General features: G+C 67.8%; 17 protein-coding genes. 9 read left to right on the top strand and 8 right to left on the bottom strand.

From position 1 onward, the window contains the following. Nucleotides 1-29 precede the first annotated feature (29 nt). Nucleotides 30-464, bottom strand: coding sequence for a Fur family transcriptional regulator (locus A5645_RS23730; protein WP_155768144.1), 435 nt, complete (start codon nucleotides 462-464; stop codon nucleotides 30-32). Nucleotides 465-559: 95 nt separating this feature from the next. Further along, a complete protein-coding gene (locus A5645_RS23725) occupies nucleotides 560-1,264 on the bottom strand; it encodes a DUF899 domain-containing protein (RefSeq protein ID WP_065038340.1) in 705 nt (234 codons plus the stop codon). A 198-nt stretch (nucleotides 1,265-1,462) separates the two neighbouring features. Here A5645_RS23725 and A5645_RS23720 point away from each other — a divergent pair, with 198 nt between their 5' ends. From A5645_RS23720 to A5645_RS23710, 3 genes are all read left to right on the top strand, one after another. Next, complete coding sequence (locus A5645_RS23720; protein WP_065131256.1) at nucleotides 1,463-2,326, top strand: cyclopropane mycolic acid synthase family methyltransferase; 864 nt, start codon at nucleotides 1,463-1,465, stop codon at nucleotides 2,324-2,326. 62 nt (nucleotides 2,327-2,388) lie between these two features. Beyond that, nucleotides 2,389-2,670, top strand: a complete 282-nt coding sequence (locus A5645_RS23715; RefSeq protein WP_065038338.1) for a hypothetical protein — start codon at nucleotides 2,389-2,391, stop codon at nucleotides 2,668-2,670. A 104-nt stretch (nucleotides 2,671-2,774) separates the two neighbouring features. Further along, complete coding sequence (locus tag A5645_RS23710) at nucleotides 2,775-3,461, top strand: class I SAM-dependent methyltransferase (RefSeq protein ID WP_065131255.1); 687 nt, start codon at nucleotides 2,775-2,777, stop codon at nucleotides 3,459-3,461. Here the strand turns inward: A5645_RS23710 and mmpH are convergent. From mmpH to manT, 3 genes are read right to left on the bottom strand one after another with little or no spacing between them, the layout of a single operon-like run. After that, nucleotides 3,442-4,518, bottom strand: a complete 1,077-nt coding sequence (gene mmpH / locus A5645_RS23705; protein ID WP_065131254.1) for an MMP endo-(1,4)-3-O-methyl-alpha-D-mannosidase — start codon at nucleotides 4,516-4,518, stop codon at nucleotides 3,442-3,444. The two genes, A5645_RS23710 and mmpH, sit on opposite strands and share 20 nt — an antisense overlap. Continuing rightward, on the bottom strand, nucleotides 4,505-5,263 hold the full coding sequence (locus A5645_RS23700) for a class I SAM-dependent methyltransferase (protein WP_065131253.1): 759 nt from the start codon (nucleotides 5,261-5,263) through the stop codon (nucleotides 4,505-4,507). The genes mmpH and A5645_RS23700 overlap by 14 nt, the downstream gene beginning before the upstream one ends. Continuing rightward, complete coding sequence (gene manT, locus A5645_RS23695; protein ID WP_065038334.1) at nucleotides 5,257-6,513, bottom strand: MMP alpha-(1->4)-mannosyltransferase; 1,257 nt, start codon at nucleotides 6,511-6,513, stop codon at nucleotides 5,257-5,259. Before manT ends, A5645_RS23700 begins: the two co-directional genes overlap by 7 nt. Before the next feature lie 245 nt (nucleotides 6,514-6,758). Here manT and A5645_RS23690 point away from each other — a divergent pair, with 245 nt between their 5' ends. From A5645_RS23690 to A5645_RS23680, 3 genes are all read left to right on the top strand, one after another. Further along, a complete protein-coding gene (locus A5645_RS23690; RefSeq protein ID WP_065038333.1) occupies nucleotides 6,759-7,568 on the top strand; it encodes a lysophospholipid acyltransferase family protein in 810 nt (269 codons plus the stop codon). A 1-nt stretch (nucleotide 7,569) separates the two neighbouring features. Then, nucleotides 7,570-8,004 (top strand): hypothetical protein, encoded by a 435-nt coding sequence (locus tag A5645_RS23685; RefSeq protein WP_065131252.1) that lies wholly within the window; start codon nucleotides 7,570-7,572, stop codon nucleotides 8,002-8,004. Between the two features lie 199 nt (nucleotides 8,005-8,203). Beyond that, complete coding sequence (locus A5645_RS23680) at nucleotides 8,204-9,589, top strand: PPE family protein, SVP subgroup (protein ID WP_065131251.1); 1,386 nt, start codon at nucleotides 8,204-8,206, stop codon at nucleotides 9,587-9,589. An 81-nt stretch (nucleotides 9,590-9,670) separates the two neighbouring features. On the opposite strand, the gene A5645_RS23675 is transcribed toward A5645_RS23680, so the two are convergent. Together A5645_RS23675 and A5645_RS23670 are read right to left on the bottom strand one after the other, a co-directional pair. Next, nucleotides 9,671-10,312, bottom strand: coding sequence for a cutinase family protein (locus A5645_RS23675; RefSeq protein ID WP_065038330.1), 642 nt, complete (start codon nucleotides 10,310-10,312; stop codon nucleotides 9,671-9,673). Nucleotides 10,313-10,368: 56 nt separating this feature from the next. Then, on the bottom strand, nucleotides 10,369-11,616 hold the full coding sequence (locus A5645_RS23670; protein ID WP_216638337.1) for an Rv1453 family transcriptional regulator: 1,248 nt from the start codon (nucleotides 11,614-11,616) through the stop codon (nucleotides 10,369-10,371). Between the two features lie 196 nt (nucleotides 11,617-11,812). On the opposite strand from A5645_RS23670, the gene A5645_RS23665 reads away from it, so the two are divergent. Together A5645_RS23665 and A5645_RS23660 are read left to right on the top strand one after the other, a co-directional pair. Beyond that, the gene (locus A5645_RS23665; RefSeq protein ID WP_065038328.1) at nucleotides 11,813-13,630 is read left to right on the top strand and encodes an adenylate/guanylate cyclase domain-containing protein; all 1,818 of its coding nucleotides are present in this window, start codon (nucleotides 11,813-11,815) and stop codon (nucleotides 13,628-13,630) included. A 53-nt stretch (nucleotides 13,631-13,683) separates the two neighbouring features. Then, nucleotides 13,684-14,004: a hypothetical protein gene (locus tag A5645_RS23660; protein WP_065038327.1), complete on the top strand. Its 321-nt coding sequence runs from the start codon at nucleotides 13,684-13,686 to the stop codon at nucleotides 14,002-14,004. Between the two features lie 4 nt (nucleotides 14,005-14,008). Here A5645_RS23660 and A5645_RS23655 read toward each other — a convergent pair whose 3' ends face one another. Further along, nucleotides 14,009-14,470, bottom strand: coding sequence for a PPOX class F420-dependent oxidoreductase (locus A5645_RS23655; RefSeq protein ID WP_065131249.1), 462 nt, complete (start codon nucleotides 14,468-14,470; stop codon nucleotides 14,009-14,011). Between the two features lie 57 nt (nucleotides 14,471-14,527). Between A5645_RS23655 and hrpA the strand changes: the two genes are divergently transcribed. After that, complete coding sequence (hrpA, locus tag A5645_RS23650; protein ID WP_065131248.1) at nucleotides 14,528-18,439, top strand: ATP-dependent RNA helicase HrpA; 3,912 nt, start codon at nucleotides 14,528-14,530, stop codon at nucleotides 18,437-18,439. Nucleotides 18,440-18,441 lie beyond the last annotated feature (2 nt).

Genomic DNA, 18,441 nt, shown 5'->3' with positions numbered 1-18,441 from the left:
TCCTTCCGGGTGTTGGTGAATCGGGCTGATCAGGAATCAGAACAGTCGGGGCACAGGCCCCAATAGATGACTTCGGCCTCGTCGAGAACGAAACCATCCAAGACATTGCTTTCGTCGGACGGTGTCAGACATGGCGCGTCGCCGACCGCACAATCGACGTCGGCGATCACCCCGCATGACCGGCAGACCACGTGGTGGTGGTTGTCGCCGACGCGCGCCTCGTAACGAGCGACCAAGCCGGACGGCTGGATTCGGCGCACCAGGCCCACCGACGTCAACACGTTGAGGACGTCGTAGACGGCTTGGCGCGACACGTCGGGCAGCCCTTGCCGCACCGCCGAGAAGATCGTGTCGGTGTCGGCGTGTGGGTGGGCGCGCACCGCCTCCATCACCGCGACCCGAGGACGCGTCACCCGCAAATCCGCCATCCGCAACTGCGCGGCGTAATCCTGGGCTGAGGACACAAACCCCTATATTTCGCCCTTATCTGGAGTCGGTCAAGACTTTGCGAGCGCCGAAAGTGGGGCTCACGTACGAAGAACTGGGGGGCGGTCTCCGCCTAAGCCCCACGCTCGGCGTCGGCGGATCCGGGTCCGTAGGCGCGAGCGATGTCGGGCGAGTCGAGCCAGCCCGAGTAGGTGGGCCGCGACGGCCAGCCTTCAGGCGAGTCGAGCCATTCCTCCTGCCGGCCCCAGGGCAGGATGTCGATCAGCGCGAAGGAGTGGCTGAGCTGCTCGGTGCCGCGGCCGGCGGTGTGCCAGGTGCGGTAGACGGTGTCGCCGTCGCGCAGGAACACGTTCACCGCGAACCCGCCGCCGGGCGGCGCGTCCATGTCGGCGCCGAAGGTGCTGTCGGCAGCTGAGTACCACTCCATCGTGTTGCCCACCTTGCGCTTGTAGGCCAGCGCCTCGTCGATCGCGCCGTTGGTGACGATGACGAAGCGGGCGTCGTAGTTGTCCAGAAATTCGAGCCGGGTGAACTGCGAGGTGAACCCGGTGCAGCCGCCGCACTGCCATTCGGCGCCCGGCGTCCACATGTGGTGGTAGACGATCAGCTGCGCGCAGCCGGCGAAGATATCGGCCAGCCGGATCGGTCCGTCAGCACCGATCAGGGTGTAGTCGGGCAACTCGACCATCGGTAGCCGGCGCCGCTGGGCCGCGATCGCGTCGAGCTCACGGGTGGCGGCCTTCTCGCGTTTGCGCAGCTCGTCGAGCTCGGCACGCCAGGTCTGCAGGTCCGCCACCGGCGGCAGGGCGTTCGGCATGGCATTCCCCTTCGCTGTTGATCCGTTCGTTCTAGAAGTTATGACCGGCGGCGCGCGCGGAACTCATCGCTCGGTTTGGCCGCGGCTGCGGCGGGAATTCTGCTGCGGGCCGGCGTAGGGCGCGCGGGTTGACTTACGCAGCTTCGGGGCAGCTCCGGGGCAGTTTCGGGCAGCTTCGGGCCAGAAAGGCACACCCTCATGTCTGAGCGACTGACGCCGCATTTCGCCGATGTGCAGGCACACTACGACTTGTCGGACGACTTCTTCCGCCTGTTCCTCGACCCCACCCAGACGTACAGCTGCGCCTACTTCGAGCGCGACGACATGTCCCTGGAAGAAGCCCAGCTCGCCAAGATCGACCTGTCGCTGGGCAAGCTCGGGCTGGAACCGGGCATGACGCTGCTGGACATCGGCTGCGGTTGGGGCGCGACGATGCGGCGGGCGATCGAAAAATACGACGTGAACGTCGTGGGCCTGACCCTGTCCAAGAACCAGGCGGCCCACGTGCAACGGATGTTCGATCAGCTGGAGACCCCGCGCAGCCGGCAGGTGCTGCTACAGGGTTGGGAGGAGTTCGCCGAGCCGGTGGACCGCATCGTGTCCATCGGGGCATTCGAGCACTTCGGCCACGACCGGTACGACGACTTCTTCGGGCGGGTCACCAAGCTGCTGCCGGGCGACGGGGTGATGTTGCTGCACACCATCACCGGACTGACCATGACGGAGCTGCTGGCGAGCGGCTTGCCCATCTCCATGGAGCACATCCGCTTCGTGAAGTTCATCAGCACCGAGATCTTTCCCGGCGGACGCCTGCCGTCGGTGGACATGGTGGCGGAAGGCTCGGCGCACGCGGGTTTCCGGCTGACGCGTCGCCAATCGCTGCAGCAGCATTACGCCAAGACCCTCGACATCTGGGCCCAGTCACTGGAAACCCGCCGGGACGAGGCTCTCGCGATCCAGGGCCAGGAGGTCTACGACCGCTACCGCAGGTACCTGACCGGCTGCGCGAACGCCTTCCGCACCGGCTATATCGACGTCAACCAGTTCACGCTGCAGAAATAGCGCGTTTGGGGGAACCGCGCGGCGGATAATTAACAGCTGAGACTCCGACTTGAGGAAGGGTAATGATGAAGCGCCTTGCACCTGCCATGGTCGCCATCGCCGCGCTGATGTTCAGTGGGTGTTCGGCCTCAGAAGTCATCAATACCGGTGGCGACACCAAGTGCAAGGACTACACGACTCAAGACGAGAAGAAGCAGAGCGAGGAAGTCAGCAAGATGCTCAAGGACAAGAGCGGGGCTGAGCCGAGTTCGCTGGAGATCACCGCGACCCGGGCTTCGGTGCAAGCCTACTGCCAGACGGTCGGGAAGCCGGACAGCAAGATTTCCGAGGCGCCGCACGGCTAAGGCCTGCGCCGGACGGCTGTCCAGCAAGCATCGGCAACACCAAGCGCCAGCAAGGACTGCGACCAGGCTGTCGGTGCCGCTTGGGCGCCCGATAGGTTCGGCTGATGGGTGACAACCACACCACCTCGACCGAGCGCTTGTTCGCATTGGCCGAGCAGGTTCGGGGATTCATGCCGAGCCACGAGGGCCGGGCACTGTATGAGGCGGCGCGGCGCTTCCTGAACGGCGGGGTCGGCGTCGAAATCGGCACGTATTGCGGCAAGTCCACGCTGTTGCTGGGCGCGGCGGCGCAGGAGACCGCCAGCGTGCTGTACACGGTCGACCATCACCACGGGTCCGAGGAGCATCAGGCGGGCTGGGAATACCACGACGCGTCGCTGGTGGATGAGGTCACCGGATTGTTCGACACCTTGCCGGCCTTCCGCCGGGCGCTGGACACCGCCGGACTCGACGACCATGTCGTCGCCGTCGTCGGCAAGTCACCGGTCATCGCCCGCGGGTGGCGGTCCCCGTTGCAGTTCCTGTTCATCGACGGCGGTCACACCGAGGCGGCCGCTGCCCGTGACTTCGAGGGCTGGGCCAGGTGGGTGGATGCCGGCGGGGGACTGGTGATCCACGACGTGTTTCCCGATCCCGCGGACGGCGGCCGCGCGCCGTATCAAATCTATTGCCGTGCAATAGATTCTGGCCAATTCCGTGAGCTCGGTGTGACGGGATCGCTGCGGGTGCTGCAGCGGGTGGGCGGTGCGGCCGGGGAGCCGGTCGAGGTTCTCAGCGACCAGGGCCGGTAGACACGCACTCGCAGTCGAAGTCGGTCTGCAGCCCCATCGGCAGTCCGTCGCCGCGGAAGATGCCGCTGCCGGGTGTGGTGTCAGACAACGAGTCGGCAGCCAGGATCACGGCCGCACCGGTCCAGGTGGTGCGCTCCTCGGGCCACCGCTTGCCGTCGGCGAACACCAGTCCGGTCCAGTAGGACCCGTCGTTTTCGCGGAGATGTTGCATCGCGCCGAACTGCTGGTGCGCGGCTGACCTTTGGCCGATGGCATCCAGGGCCATCACCAATTCGCAGGTCTCCGCACCGGTTACCCACGGCCGGTCCAGCACGCAGCGGATACCGAGCCCGCCGACTACAAAGTCGTTCCAGCGCTGGGAGATTCGGGCTTCGGCCGCCGGACCCCGCAGGGCACTACCGAGAATCGGGTAGTACCAGTCCATCGAGTAACGGTCCTTCTCGGTGAAAGCCTCGGGGTGCGCGACGATCGCGTGGCCCAGCCGGCCCAGCGCCAGCTCCCATTCCGGTTGCGGTTCCCCGATCAGGGCGGCCAGCGCGAGCGCGCACCGGATACTGTGGAAAATGCTGGCGCACCCGGTCAACAGCGCCTCTGATAACGGCCCGGCTTCGCTTCGGGCCCAACTGATTTCGCCGTATCCGGTCTGCAGGTCGATGACGAAGTCGATCGCCCGCTGCACCACCGGCCACATAGTCTGCGCGAAGCTCTCGTCACCGGTGACAAGCACATGGTGCCAGACGCCAGCGGCAACGTACGCGCAGAAGTTGCTGTCGCTGTTGGCATCTTCGATCACACCCGCGCGCAGCTGGATCGGCCAGGATCCGTCGGGCCGCTGCGCGCGGCGACACCAGTCGTAAGCCGCCCGTGCCGGCTCGAGCAGGCCCGCCGCGGTGAGCGCCATCGCATTCTCGACGTGATCCCACGGATCGGTGTGCCCACCGGTGAACCAGGGAATGGCCCCGGATGGCTCCTGCGCGGCAGCAATCGACAGCGCGGTCTGTCGGCACTGCTCGGGCGTCAGGACTCCCGCAACGGCCGGCACGCTATCCCGACGCAACTGAGTACCCCTGCGGCGCTTCGGCTTTCGCGGTCAGCGGTTTGGTGAAATACATCGCCACGCTCTTGCCCACCAGTGGATTGAGCACCGTCTCGGCGAGCTGGGTGATCTTGGGCCGCCGCATCAGGTCCCAGACCAGCAGCTTGTGATAAACGGTGACCGCGGGATGGTCGTTCTTCGACGGCCCCACGGCGCATTTGAGCCACCAGAAGGGCGAGTGCAGTGCGTGAGCGTGGTGGGTGTGGGTCAATTCCATGCCGCGGCCGGCGATCTTGTCGCGCAGATCGGAGGCCCGGTAGATGCGGACGTGGCCGCCCTCGTTGCTGTGATACTCCTCGGACAGCAGCCAGCAGACCCGCTCGGGCAACCAGCGCGGCACGCTGACCGCAAGTGTCCCACCGGGTTTCAGCACCCGGATCAGTTCGGCGATCGCGGCGTCGTCGTGCGGGATGTGCTCGAGGATCTCCGAGGCGATGACGCAGTCGAACATGCCGTCGGCGTAGGGCAGGTTGAGCGCGTCGCCACGCACCACTTTCGCCGATGCCGCCGCCGGCGCCTCGCCCGTCTCGGCCATGGCCCGCAGCAGGGTGTCCACCGAACGCAGTTCGGCGGCATCCTGGTCGAACGCGACCACGTCGGCACCCCGCCGGTAGGCCTCGAAAGCGTGCCGGCCGGCGCCGCAGCCCACATCGATCACCGTGGTGCCCGGGCCGATGCCGAGCCGGTCGAAGTCAACCGTCAGCATCGCGCTTCGCCCTCGATGGCGCCGCGACGCGCGATCGCCCGCTCATAGACGCGCACCGTCTGCGCGGCCACGGCTTCCCAACTGAACACATTGACGGCTCGCGCCCGCCCGGCGGCGCCCAGACTCCGGCGTCGCTCCGGCGAATCAAGCAGCTTGCCGAGGGCCTGGGTCAGGGCGTCGACATCGGCGGGGGCCACCAGTTCCGCGCACGCACCGTCGGTGCCAAGGACTTCGGGTAGCGCACCGACCCGGCTGGCGACGATCGGTGTTCCGCTGGCCATGGCTTCCACCGCGGGCAGCGAAAACCCTTCGTACAGCGACGGAATGCACGCGACCTCGGCCGAGGCGAACAGGGCGGCCAGCTCCGCGTCGGGCAGGCCACTGGCGATGTGCACGATGTCGGAGATCCCGAGTTCGGCGATCAGCTTGTGCGTGGGGCCGTTGGTCTCCACCTTGGCGACCAGACGCAATTCGAGATCCCGGCTGGTCCGCAACTTCGCGACGGCGTGCAGCAGGGTGCTGACGCCCTTCAACGGGGTGTCGGCGCTGGCGATCGCCATCACCCGGCCCGGTCGCCGCGCGGTCGATCCCGGTTTGAAGAGTTCGGTGTCGACCCCCAGGGGCACCACGTGCAGTTGCTCGGCGCAGACGCCGAAGTCGGTGACGATGTCGGCGGCCGACGACGACGAGACCGTCAGCAGGTCCGGGATCTGGCGGGCCACCTGCTTCTGCATGTTGGAGAACCCATACCAGCGGTGTACCAACGGCTTTCGCCACCAGCGCGCGGCGGCCAGGTCGAGCAGCCGGTCGCGGGTGATGGGGTGGTGCACGGTGGCGACCACCGGCATCCCCGTCTCGGCGAGCGTGAGCAGGCCGGTGCCCAGGCTCTGGTTGTCGTGCACGACATCGAAGTCGCCCGCCCGCTCGGCCAGTAGCCGCGCTACCCGCAGCGTGAACGTGCGCGGTTCGGGGAATCCCGCGGTCCACATTGTCGCGAGTTCCAGCAGGTCGATCGAATCACGGATCTCGCTCGGGCGGGGCACCCGGAACGGGTCCGGTTCCCGGTACAGATCCAGGCTGGGCACCTTGGTCAAGCGCACCCGCGGATCCAGTAACTCGGGATACGGCTGGCCGGAGAACACCTCAACCTCGTGACCGAGATCCACCAGGCCGCGGCTGAGATGCCGCACGTAAACACCCTGCCCTCCGCAGTGGTCCTTACTCCGGTAGGACAGCAGAGCAATTCGCATACTCAACCCTTCGCTGCCAGCGGGCCACCGCGGAAACGCGCCGGGTGCATTGCGGTCAACGGGTCCGCAACGGCCGCGACAGCAAACTGGACATGTGTCCAGATGATAGTTCGATCAGCTAATCGACGCAAACCCAACCCCCGAAAGGCACCGTCGCAACAATAGCCGCTGCTCGCGCAGACCCCGGTGCGGCCACCGCCAACGATCGTGATTAAAACTTCGCCCCGCGGGATAGTGTCAATCGGGTGACCCGGCAACGCCTTCCGCAGGAACTTCGCCAGCGAGATCCCGAGTTCATCCGCTCCGTCCTGCCCCCGCTGTGGCTGGCGGCCACCGTGTGGTTCCGCGCGGAGGTGCACGGTTTTGAGAACGTTCCCGACGAGCCGGTGCTGTTCGTCGGGAACCACAGCGGTGGCGGCGCCACCCCGGACACGTTCATCTTCCTGCTCGCTTACAACACATACTTCACGGTCGAGGGCCGCCCGCTTTACGCCCTCGCCCATGACACGATCACCGCCGCGCCAGGGATCGGGGGACTGACCCGCAAGCTCGGTGTGGTTCCGGCCGCGAACTCGTTCGCCGAACGCGTCTTCAACAGCGGCGGCTCAGCGCTGGTCTATCCCGGCGGCGACGTCGAGGCGCTGCGACCCTGGCGCGACCGAAACAAGATCGTCTTGTCCGGCCGAAAAGGTTTCCTACGGTTGGCCCACAAGTGCAACGTCAAGATCGTCCCGGTGGTGGCCACGGGCGGCCACGACACGTTGATCGTGCTCAACGACGGCCGCCGCACCGCACAACTGCTGCGGTTGGACAAACTCGCCCGGGTCAAAAGCCTGCCGATGACGTTGAGCATTCCGTGGGGCCTGTCGCCGGTGCCCCTGCCACACTTCCCGCTGCCGGCCAAGATCCGCATGCAGGTGCTCGATCCGGTGGACCTGCGTGAGCGATACGGCGACGACCCCGATTGGGATCACGCCTACGACTATGTCTCCAGTGTGATGCAGGTCGGGCTTTCGAAACTGGCCAGCAAGACCATCGTTCCGCTGGTCCGGTGAGATGACCCAGACCATCACGGTTAGCCGCCATGTCCGCTGCCCTCTGGACGAGAGCAGCAGCTTCGTCACCGACCCGCACCAGCTGATCCCGCAGGTATCCACGTTCAGCCGGTGCCGGTTCGTGAAATCCCGTGCGGACGGCGAACTTTGGGATGTCTATATGGACGGGGGCACGATTCAGCTCGGTGGCCGGGTGCTGATCGCTCCGCCCCGCGGCAGCCTGCTCAAATGGCGGTCGGTGCAGGGCACCCGGCACTCGTTCATGGCGCTCGTCGAGCCCGAGGCCGACGGCAGCCGGCTCACCCTGAGCCTGACGTTCTCGACCAAGGGCCTGGGCCTCGCCCGGCTCAGCGAATGGATCGGCCGGGGCCTGGTGAACCGCAACCTCGAGGCGGCCGCCGAGGAAATCCGCCATCACCTGGAGTTCGAGCGGTAACTGCCACGGTCTGGCTGCCGGCGCGGCGGTGCAGCGAGGCGGGCCGCAAAGACGAAATGTGTGATTTATTTGTGACCGCTGTGGGAACAACAAGCGACTAGCTGGTAGCCCGGGCCTTGCATGCGCCGGCGGTGGCGCGGCGCGCCGATTACCGCGTGCAGGGCGGCTAGCAGCCGCGAGACCGATCGGAGAGGGTGCGATGGACTTTGCACTGTTGCCACCGGAGATCAATTCGACCCGGATCTACACCGGGCCCGGCTCGGGGTCCCTGCTGGCCGCCGCCGCGGCCTGGGACGAAGTGTCGACCGAGCTGTATTCGGCGGCCAGCGCATATCAATCGGTGATCTCCACCTTGACCGCCGGACCGTGGATCGGCCCGTCGTCGGCCGCGATGGTCGCGGCCGCCGCTCCCTACGTCGCATGGCTGCAAGGCACCGCCTTGCAGGCCGAGGAGACGGCCGCGCAGGCCACCGCCGCGGCCGTCGCCTACGAAACGGCGTTCGCCGAAACCGTACCGCCCCCGGTGGTCGCGGCCAACCGGTTGCTGCTGATGACGCTGGTCGCCACCAACTTCTTCGGACAGAACACCCCGTTGATAGCGCTGACCGAAACCCAGTACGCCGACATGTGGGCCCAGGACACCGCAGCCATGCAGGGCTATGCCGGCGCCGCAGCCAAAGCCACCACGCTCTCGCCGTTCAGCGAGCCGGCCGCCACCACCGACCCAGCGGGTTCGGCCACGCAGTCCACGGCGGGCAGTCAGGCCGCCGGCACCGCGGCGGGCAATGCGCAGAGCAGCATCGCCAATGCCGCCCAGGCGTTCTCGGCGGTGCCGAACTCGCTGACCAGCCTGGCCGCGCCGGCGGCGGCCGCCGACGCGGTCGACCCGATCCAGGTCCTGGACATCCTGGGCGACCTCAGTGGCCTGTTCCTCGACCCAGGCATCGGCACGGCCGGTTTGTCCACCGACGCGGTGCTGGCCGGCGCGGCACTGCCCTATGACATCAACGGGTACTTCGTCGGCCTGCACACCGACGACATCGTCAGCGGCTGGGCGGGGGTCGAGAGCTGGCCCGGCACGGCTGCGGTGCCGCCGACACCGTTCCCGGTGATCACCAATGTGGGGTCGACCGCCTCTGCCGGCCTTGGCGAGGCCAGGACGATCGGCACGTTGTCGGTACCGCCCGGGTGGACCACCGCGGCCCCGGCCACCCGGCTGGCCGCGTTGGCGCTGCCTATGACCAACACCGCCACCACCGCGGCCGCCGCCGCGGAAACCTCCGCCAGCGGCGCGGGAACGCTGTTCAGCCAGATGGCGCTCGCCGGCCTGGCCGGCCGGGCGATGGCGGGCACCGTCGGCGGCGGAGGCGCCGGCCCGCGCACCCGGGAGCGGGTCGCGGTGACCAAGACCGATGTGCAACCGCCCGAGCCGACCGAGGAGTCGGCGGCGACAGCGCCGGTCCCGGCGGGTGGGCCAATCACCAGCATCTCCGCAGAACTGCGCGAGCTGGCGTCGCTGCGCGACGCGGGCATCCTGACCCAGGACGAGTTCACCGAGCAGAAGCGACGCTTGCTCGCCCCGTGAGTCGTGCGGCCCAGCCCGGTGAGCAGACGCGTAAGCCCCCGCACGCGCAGCGTGTCGGGGGCTTACGCGTCTGCTCGTCAGCTACTTGAGCCGGTTTGCCGCGAACGTGGCGGCCTGGTTCGTCATGCCGTTCTCGATGTAAACCACGTGCGCCATGATGTTGCCGCCGCCGGTGCAGATCGGGTCGTCCGGGGCGCACTGGCTGATCAGCTTCCCGCTGTAAAGCGGGCTGATGGCCGGCAGCGGTCCGCCCCACAGCGCGCTGGAGAACCCGCTGGACGGTTCACCGAAGTAGGCGACCGCGGCGACGTGGTTGGCGACCGGGGCCGGCATCTCAGTGGTGGCCAAATTGATCACGGTCGCGCCCTGGGAGTAACCGCCCAGCACGATCTTGGTGTTGGGGCAGCTGGCCACGGTGCCTTGAATGTGCGCGCTCGCGTCATCGGCGCCGCTCGGTGCACTGTGCCGGTAGTCGTCGTTGGCGGGGTAGTTCACCGCGTAGACCTCGACGGAACGCCCGGCGATCTGCGAAGTGAGGTCGTCGACGAACGCCTGGCCGACGTTGCCGAGTCCGGGCTCCTGATGGGTGCCGCGGGCGAACACGATCGACACGTCCGAACAGGGGTCGGCCGCGGCGGTCGGGCTCGCGATGGGCACGGTCAGCAACGCCCACATCGCCACGATCAGAACTCCACCGAAACGTGCCAAGCTGCGCAAAGTCATGCCGAGAATCCTGGCATACGCCGGTCGCACCACCTGAGGCGGCCAAGACGGTCGCCTCAGGCCAAGGTGTCGTTGCTGAGGTCTTGTTCTTGACTACCAGACCATTTCAACGCCTCCAGCGCGACGGCCACCCGAACAGTGGTGCGGTCCAATGGCCGAGGCAGTAGCCGTTGTGCCGTGTCGAGGCGGCTCAGCAGCGTGTTGCGGTGAATGTAGAGCTGTTGGGCGGCCCGGGCAGCGTTGCATTGCTCGTTGATGTAGGTCAGCAGGGTGTCCCGCAGCACCGAGCCGGCCGACGCAAATGCGCCCAGGGTGCTGGTGATGAAATCGTCTGCGTAGTCCGGCTTTTGCGTGAGCAACGCAACCATTTGCACGTCGTCGAAGAACGCGACCTGTTGTCGTGACCGCAGCCGGACCATCATGTGCTGTGCGGCGAGGGCCTGTTGATGGCTGCGCCGGAAACCTTCCACACCGCGAGCGCTGGTCCCAATTGCTATGCGTAGCTTGGGCGTTTCGTCGAGCACCGGGCGAACCTGATCGCTGTCGATATCGCTGACGTCTTTGAACCACACCCACCGGGTCGCCTCGGCGGCCAATACGGTGAGTGGTTGCGCAGATCCAACGGCGTGGCACACCGCGGCGGTGGTTCGATCCAACATGCGGTATTCGTCGTCGGACTCGTCGCACCAAATCACCGCTGCCGTATGCGATCCGGCGAGGGAATAGCCGAGCCGGGCCTCGGCGCGCTTGTGGTTCATCGACTCGCGGGCAAGGATGAACTCCACAATCTTCCGGCGTTCGATGAGCGCCCCCTGGGCCAGCTCGGTGTGCTCCAACTTCATCTGCCTGGTGATGCCGGCCAGGGTGGCGTCCACGAAGTCACTGGCCGACTTGGCGACCAGATTGAGCAACTCGTGCAACTCGTGCGGCGTCGAGGTGAGGTCGAAGACGATGTCCATCCACCGTTGTAGCGCGACGTTCTGGCCGATGCGGAAGACGTCGTGCACGGACGCCCCGAGCCCACGGCGCACCAGGACCCGTGCCATGCGCAGCGGTTCGGGGCCCAGATACGCGGTGACGGGGGCACCCGGGTCACGCAGGTGACTGGTGGCGAAGTGCACCAGGGTTGCCCTGTTGGACGAGCTGACCGCCACGGCCAGGGTGGGGTCGCCGGCGAGGGCGGGGTTTGCGGCCACCGTGGCCCGGTCGAGTTCGGCGAGCCATTCCGGGCTGGGGTTCAGAGCGATCCAGGCTCCCTGCCGGATCAACTCACGGGTTTGCGGTGCCAATCTGCTGTCTACCACGGAAAACCATTCGGTCGTAGGCGTGCTGTGCAGTGTCATCGAGGTCTCTCGCCTGGGTGGGGGAATCGAGGCGGGGCGTGCCCACTGCATAAGCTACATCGATGTATTGTATACAGTCAAGTATTATATACTTAAATGTATCCGTTCTAATTTGGCCGTGTCCCTACCCAGCCGCCGAGGGTTACAGTCGCAAGCGATGCGCCGCACCTGGACCTGGACATTCGATCTTCCGCCGGAGCAACTCTGGCCGTTGCTGGCCGACACCAATCGGCTCAACGAAGCGCTCGGCCTGCCGCCGTACACCCTCGAGGAGACGCCGCAACCCAACGGCACGGTGTTGCGCACAGGCCGGGGGAAGGCCGCCGGCTTCGCGCTGGAATGGGAGGAGAAGCCCTACAACTGGGTCACCGGCCGGCACTTCAGCCACTCCCGGGTGTTCAGCAAGGGCCCGTTCCGTCGTTTCGGGCCGGTCTTCGACCTCGAACCCGACGGTCAGGGCGGCTCCCGGGTCAGCTACGCGCTGGAATGGGAACCGCTGAGCTTGACGGGCCGGATGTTCGGTGCGCGTCTGGCGACCCAGGCAGGGGAGAACGCGGCCAAGCGCATCCTGGAGGCGGTCGCCTTCGCACGCGGCGACCGGGACGCGGAGCGCCTCACCCCGTTCGTCGTCCCGGAGCCGAAACTGCCCTTCGGCGCGCGTGAGCGGGCCACCGCGATGACGCGCGAAATCGACCGCAACCCGTACGGAAACGGACTCGGTGGCCCGCTTGCCGACCTCGTCCTGCGCGGCATGGCCGCCGATCTGGCCCGGCTGCGGCCCAAGAGCCTGGCCAGGGATTTCGGCGTGCCACCGCGCGCCGCGGCTGAAGCCTGCTTCTCCGGGGTCAAGGCCGGTCTGCTCAATATGAAATGGGATGTGCTGTGCCCCAACTGCCGTGGCGCCCAGGCCAGCGTCACCACGCTCGCCGACCTGCCCCGGGGCGCGCACTGTTCGTCGTGCAACATCGACTACGAACGCGACTTCGAGCGCAACGTGGAGCTGACGTTTGCCCCGGCACCGGCGGTGCGCCCGCTGCCCATGGGGAACTTCTGCCTGTCCGGCCCGCTGGCCACACCGCATGTGGCGATTCAGGTGTTGCTCAGCCCGGGGGAGCAGCGCACGGTCGCCATCGACCTGCCGCCCGGTTCCTACCGGCTGCGCACCCTGCATCCCGGTGACGTCGTCGACGTCGACTACGAGTCCGGATCCTTCCCGGGCTTGTGCATCACCGAGTCGGGGGTGGAGCTGCTGCCCGTCACCGGCGAGCCGGGAACCGTGACCTTCGTCAACGACGCCGGCTTCGAGCTGGCCGCGGTGGTAGAGAACCGCACCTGGACGCGGGACACCCTGAGCGCCCCGGAAGTGATCTCGCTGCAGGCTTTTCGCGACATGTTCGCCGAGGCGACGCTGCGCCCGGGGGACGACGCCGGCGTCAGCCAGGTGACGCTGTTGTTCACCGACCTGCGCGGCTCGACGGCGCTGTACGAACGGGTCGGTGATGCCGCCGCCTACAACCTGGTGCGCGAGCACTTCACCCTGCTGGCGATGATCGTGCGTGAACACGACGGCGCGGTGGTCAAGACGATCGGGGACGCGGTGATGGCGTCGTTCAACGATCCCGCGCAAGCGGTGCGCGCGGCGCTGGCCATGCAGGACCGGATCGCGTCGTCGGCACATGGCGGCGAGGATTTGGTGCTGAAGGTGGGTGTGCACGCGGGACCGAGCGTGGTCGTCACGCTGAACGACCGCCTGGACTACTTCGGCTCGACGGTGAACATGGCCGCGCGGTTGCAGGGCCAGAGCGAGGGCGAGGACATCGTGCTGTCCGAGGCCGTAGCCGCCGATCCGGCGGTGCAACGGCTCCTGGCCGGTGTGCCGGCGCGCCGGGAAACGGTCGCGCTGAAGGGATTTGCCGAGCCGGTCGGGTTCCTGCGGTTGCTGAGTTTGGGATCTGCCCCGGAGGGCAAGATATAGCAGTGCGCTAGCGCCCTAGGTTGCATGAACCGTTGCACGAAGCGAGGTGTGCCATGTGGTCAGTCGTTTGCCGTCTGATGGCCGTCGCGGCCATGGTTTTGGCGCCGATGGCGGTCATCACCGCCGTGTCGCCGGGAGTGAGTCACGCCGACTGCGCCGACGGCGAATGGTGGGATCCGACCGGCAAGGTGTGCCGCCCCCTGGGCGTGGGACCGCAGCCGCTCAACTGCGCGGCGGGCGAATGGTGGGACCCCACCGCGAATGTGTGCCGCCCGCTTGGGGTGGGACCGCAACCGCTGGCATGCGACAACGGCTTCTGGTGGGATCCCGGCACCAACACCTGCCGGCCCCCGCTGATCCCGCCGGCCGGATAACGGCTCAGCTCGCCGGCGGCGGAAATCCGCCGGTCGCCACGGGTCCCCAGCGGCGCGGTGTCACCCGGATCAGGCATTTGCCCTGGTCTGCCATCGCGCGCCGATAGTCCTGCCAGTCCGGGTGCTCACCGGCGATCGCGCGGTAATAGTCGACCAGCGGCTCAATCGCCTCGGGCACGTCGATCACTTCGGCGGCACCGTCGACCTGCACGTAGGGGCCGTTGAAATCATCGGACAGCACCACGACGCTGGCTTCCGGTGTGCGCCGGATGTTCACGCTCTTGGCGCGCTGCGGGTAACTCGCGATCACCAGCCTGCCTTGCGCGTCGACACCGCCGGTCACCGGCGAACTCTGCGGCGACCCGTCGGCGCGAAACGTGGTGAGCAGCATGCGGTGTCGCGGCCGGATGAAATCCAGCAACTCGGATTGGCTCACCGCGTCGGCGGTCGCGAATTTCGGTGCCATGCCACCAACGTAGCGGGCAGGGCGCGGACGTTCGGTCCGCCGCCTATCCTGGCCCGAGTGGCCGAACTGACCCTCGCGGAGTTGCGCAGCCGCCTCGGCGACGTGACCGTCCGCGACGCCACCCGGCTGCGCCGACGCCTGCAGAACATGCGCGGCGGTAACCCGGCAAAGCTGCAACAGCTGGCCGACCAGATCGCCGCCGCACAGACCCTGGTCGCCAACCGTCGGGCCGCCGTCCCGACAATCACCTACCCCGACCTGCCGGTCAGCGAGCGCCGCGAGGAGATCGCTGCGGCGATACAACAGAACCAAGTGGTGGTCGTCGCGGGCGAAACCGGCTCGGGCAAGACAACTCAGCTACCCAAGATCTGTCTCGACGTCGGCCGGGGGGTGCGGGGCACCATCGGGCACACCCAGCCGCGGCGGCTGGCGGCCCGCACGGTCGCCCAGCGCATCGCCGACGAACTGCGCACCCCGCTCGGTGACGTGGTCGGCTACACGGTCCGGTTCACCGACCAGGTGAGCGACCGGACCCTGGTCAAGCTGATGACCGACGGCATCCTGCTCGCCGAGATCCAGCGCGACCGGCGGTTGCTGCGCTACGACACCCTGATCCTCGACGAGGCGCACGAGCGCAGCCTCAACATCGACTTCCTGCTTGGCTACTTGCGCGAATTGCTGCCGCGCCGCCCGGACCTCAAGGTGATCGTCACCTCGGCGACCATCGAGCCGCAGCGATTCGCGGCGCACTTCGGTGGGGCGCCGATCGTGGAAGTGTCCGGGCGGGCCTATCCGGTGCAGATCCGCTACCGGCCGTTGGAAGTGCCCGTCGCGGCGGGCCCGGACGACGATCCCGACGACCCCGACCGGGAGATCGTGCGCACCGAAACCCGCGACGAGGTCGAGGCGATCGTCGACGCCATCGAGGAACTGCGCTCCGAACCGCCCGGCGACGTCCTGGTGTTCCTATCCGGCGAACGCGAAATCCGCGATACTGCAGAGGCTTTGGGTGGATTGCGGAGCGGGCCGATACCTACCGAGGTGCTGCCGCTCTACGCCCGGCTGCCGACCGCCGAGCAGCAGAAGGTGTTCGCGCCCCATACCGGGCGACGCGTCGTGCTGGCCACCAACGTGGCGGAGACATCGCTGACGGTGCCCGGGATCCGCTACGTGGTGGACCCGGGCAATGCCCGCATCTCACGCTACAGCCGGCGACTGAAGGTGCAACGGCTGCCGATCGAGCCGATCTCGCAGGCATCGGCCGCCCAGCGGGCCGGTCGCTGCGGTCGGGTGGCGCCCGGGGTGTGCATCCGGCTGTATTCCGAGGAGGATCACACCGCCCGGCCGCGCTACACCGAACCGGAAATACTGCGGACCAACTTGGCCGCGGTGCTGCTGCAGATGGCCGCGCTGCAACTCGGTGACATCGAGAATTTCCCGTTCCTCGACCCGCCGGACCGGCGCAGCGTGCGCGACGGCGTCCAACTGCTGCAGGAACTCGGCGCGTTCGACCAGCACGGCGCGATCACCGAACTGGGCCGGCGGCTGGCCCGGCTGCCCGTCGACCCCCGGCTGGGCCGGATGATCCTGCAGGCCGAGACCGAGGACTGCGTGCGCGAAATGCTGGTGCTGGCAGCGGCATTGACGATCCCCGACCCGCGGGAACGGCCGGCCGACCGTGAGGACGCCGCCCGCCAGAAGCATGCCCGCTTCGCCGACGAACACTCCGACTTCATCGCCTACCTGAACCTGTGGCGCTACCTGCGCGAGCAGCGGAAAGAATTGTCCGGTAATGCTTTTCGACGCATGTGCCGCACCGAATTCCTGCACTACCTGCGCATCCGCGAATGGCAGGACCTGGTCGGGCAGCTGCGCAGCATTTGCCGCGACCTGGGCATCGTCGAGTCCGACGAGCCGGCCCAACCCGCTCAGATTCACGCGGCGCTGCTGGCGGGGTTGCTGTCTCATGTGGGGATGCGCCGCGAGGACGGGCGCGAATACCTCGGTGCCCGCAACGCGCGGTTCGTGCTGGCGCCGGGCTCGGTGCTGACCAAGAAGCCACCGCGCTGGGTGGTCGTCGCGGACCTGGTGGAGACCAGCCGCCTCTACGGCCGGATCGCCGCCCGCATTCAGCCCGAGATCGTCGAGCGGGTCGCCGGCGACCTGGTGCAGCGCGCATACAGCGAGCCGCACTGGGACGCTAAGCGCGGGGAAGTGATGGCCTTCGAACGTGTTTCGTTGTACGGCCTGCCGCTGGTGGCGCGCCGCCGCGTCGGGTACGCGCGGGTGGAACCGGCGGCTGCGCGGGACTTGTTCATCCGGCATGCGCTGGTGGAGGGCGAATGGCACACCCGGCACCACTTCTTCGGCGACAACACCCGGCTGCGCACCGAACTCGAGGGGCTGGAAGAGCGGGCGCGCCGCCGCGACCTACTGGTCGGCGACGAGGAGATCTTCGCGTGGTACGACGCGCGCATCCCGGCCGAGGTCGTCTCTGCCCGGCACTTCGACGGCTGGTGGAAGAAGCAGCGGCACAAGACCCCGGACCTGCTGACGTTCACCCGGGACGACTTGCTGCGCACCGAGGATCCCGACGGCAGCGACCGCCCGGATGCCTGGCGCACGGGTGACGCCGCCTTGCCGTTGACTTACCGGTTCGAGCCCGGCGCCGCCGATGACGGCGTCACTGTGCACGTCCCGATCGACGTGCTGGCCCGCCTCGGCGGTGACGAATTCGCCTGGCAGGTACCGGCGCTGCGGGAGGAACTGGTGACCGCGCTGATCCGCTCACTGCCAAAAGATCTGCGGCGCAACTTCGTTCCGGCACCCGACACCGCACGCGCGGTGCTGGCCCGGATCGACCCGGACAAGGAGCCGCTGCTGGAGGCGTTGCAGCGCGAATTGCGCCGTGGCACCGGGGTTGTGGTGCCGATTGAGGCCTTCGACCTGGACAAGCTGCCCGCACATCTGCGGGTGACGTTTGCCGTGGAGTCCGCCGACGGCAAAGAGGTGGCTCGCGGCAAGGACCTGCGTGCGCTGCAGGAACGGCTCGCCGCCCCGGCCCGCCAGGCCGTCGCCCGCACCGTCGCAGCCGAGCTGGAACGGACCGCATTACGCACCTGGCCGGATGATCTCGCGGAACTGCCGCGGGTCGTCGAGCGCGCGGTGGACGGGCGTGCGGTGCGCGGCTACCCCGCACTGGTTGACACGGGGACCGACGTCGATCTGCGGGTGTTTGCGACCCCGGCCGAGCAGCAGAGCGCGATGCGGCCGGGACTGCGGCGACTGCTCCGGTTGAGCGTGCCCTCACCCATCAAAAGCGTTGAACGGCAACTTGATCCGCGCACTCGGTTGACGCTGGGGAGCAACCCGGACGGATCCCTGGCCGCGCTGCTGAACGACTGCGCCGACGCCGCCACCGACGCGCTGGTGCCCGAACCGGTGTGGACGGGTGCGGAGTTCGCGGCGTTGCGCGATCGCGTCGGGCAGGCTTTGGTGTCCACGACGATGGACCTGGTGGGCCGCAGCGAACGGGTGCTGGCCGCCACGCGGGAGGTAGAGCTGCTGCTACCCACCCAGCCGCCACAGGCGCAGGCGCAGGCGATCGCCGACATCCGGGCCCAGCTCGACCGGCTGTTGCCACCGGGGTTCGTCACCGGCACCGGGCGGGGGCACCTCGACGACCTCGCCCGCTACCTGACCGCGATCCAACGGCGCCTCGAGCGGCTGCCGCATGCGCTCGCGGCCGACCGGGAACGGATGCAACGAGTGCACGCGGTCCAGCGCGCCTATGAGGACCTCGTGCACACCCTGCCGTCGGCCCGGGCCGCGGCCGCCGACGTCCGTGATATCGGCCGCCAGATCGAGGAACTGCGGGTGAGCCTGTGGGCCCAACAACTCGGCACCCCACGCCCGGTCAGCGAGCAGCGCATCTACCGAGCGATCGACGCGGCGGCGGGCCGCTCCTGAAC

The organism is Mycobacterium asiaticum (assembly GCF_001673635.1).
GTDB classification, from domain to species: Bacteria; Actinomycetota; Actinomycetes; order Mycobacteriales; family Mycobacteriaceae; genus Mycobacterium; species Mycobacterium asiaticum_C.
This window is presented reverse-complemented; position numbering and strand designations above follow the sequence as displayed.

What these genes read in the sequence shown, in the direction of transcription:
- A5645_RS23720 (WP_065131256.1), top strand. Translation starts at nt 1,463, where the DNA reads ATGTCTGAGCGACTGACGCCGCATTTCGCCGATGTGCAGGCACACTAC.
- A5645_RS23660 (WP_065038327.1), top strand. Translation starts at nt 13,684, where the DNA reads ATGTGGTCAGTCGTTTGCCGTCTGATGGCCGTCGCGGCCATGGTTTTG.
- A5645_RS23680 (WP_065131251.1), top strand. Translation starts at nt 8,204, where the DNA reads ATGGACTTTGCACTGTTGCCACCGGAGATCAATTCGACCCGGATCTAC.
- A5645_RS23700 (WP_065131253.1), bottom strand. Translation starts at nt 5,263, where the DNA reads ATGCTGACGGTTGACTTCGACCGGCTCGGCATCGGCCCGGGCACCACG.
- manT (WP_065038334.1), bottom strand. Translation starts at nt 6,513, where the DNA reads ATGCGAATTGCTCTGCTGTCCTACCGGAGTAAGGACCACTGCGGAGGG.
- A5645_RS23655 (WP_065131249.1), bottom strand. Translation starts at nt 14,470, where the DNA reads ATGGCACCGAAATTCGCGACCGCCGACGCGGTGAGCCAATCCGAGTTG.
- A5645_RS23715 (WP_065038338.1), top strand. Translation starts at nt 2,389, where the DNA reads ATGATGAAGCGCCTTGCACCTGCCATGGTCGCCATCGCCGCGCTGATG.
- A5645_RS23685 (WP_065131252.1), top strand. Translation starts at nt 7,570, where the DNA reads ATGACCCAGACCATCACGGTTAGCCGCCATGTCCGCTGCCCTCTGGAC.
- A5645_RS23665 (WP_065038328.1), top strand. Translation starts at nt 11,813, where the DNA reads ATGCGCCGCACCTGGACCTGGACATTCGATCTTCCGCCGGAGCAACTC.
- A5645_RS23710 (WP_065131255.1), top strand. Translation starts at nt 2,775, where the DNA reads ATGGGTGACAACCACACCACCTCGACCGAGCGCTTGTTCGCATTGGCC.
- A5645_RS23725 (WP_065038340.1), bottom strand. Translation starts at nt 1,264, where the DNA reads ATGCCGAACGCCCTGCCGCCGGTGGCGGACCTGCAGACCTGGCGTGCC.
- A5645_RS23675 (WP_065038330.1), bottom strand. Translation starts at nt 10,312, where the DNA reads ATGACTTTGCGCAGCTTGGCACGTTTCGGTGGAGTTCTGATCGTGGCG.